1 pseudogene is annotated in these 540 nt (G+C 27.6%); it reads right to left on the bottom strand.

The features are described from left to right. Positions 1-138 precede the first annotated feature (138 nt). Positions 139-540: pseudogene (locus tag OYV_RS04310) on the bottom strand (heme ABC transporter ATP-binding protein); the annotation flags it as partial.

The raw sequence follows: 540 nt of genomic DNA, 5'->3' as shown, positions 1-540 counted from the left end.
GACAAAAAGACAAGTCCTAACAAAAACCATACATGATAGACCATCATACAAGCAACTGAAACCAAAATTAAAAACAATAACTTAGTTGCTCCTTGGATTTTATAAATGAAAGTATTACCTGGTAAATATTGTAACATACTATTTGCCATAACAACAATCCTCCTTTAAAAAAGCCAACATTTGAGTTAACAAAACATTTTTTTGTTCTGATGTAAATGGCAATTTATTGATAAGAACAATCAAGCTGATAGGATTGAGAGAAGTTTTTTGCATTAAAGACATATCTGTAAAAATTTTTAAAGGAGTAGTATTTGCAATAATTTTTCCTTGTTCCAAAACCAAAGTTCTTTGAGTATAATTAAGCATTAAAGACATATCATGAGTAATAATTATAATGGTAATTCCTTTATTATTTAACTTTTGTAAAAAAGTCATAATTTGTGTGTGATGTTTTAAATCTTGTCCTATGGTAGGTTCATCCAAAATAAGAATTTGGGGTTGCATCACTAAAATAGAAGCAATGGTAAGTCTTTTTTTTTG

Origin of the sequence: 'Chrysanthemum coronarium' phytoplasma (assembly GCF_000744065.1) — a bacterium.
Lineage (GTDB): Bacteria > Bacillota_I > Bacilli_A > Acholeplasmatales > Acholeplasmataceae > Phytoplasma > Phytoplasma asteris.
The sequence above is the reverse complement of the archived record's forward strand: the minus strand, read 5'-3'. Positions and strand labels throughout refer to the sequence as shown.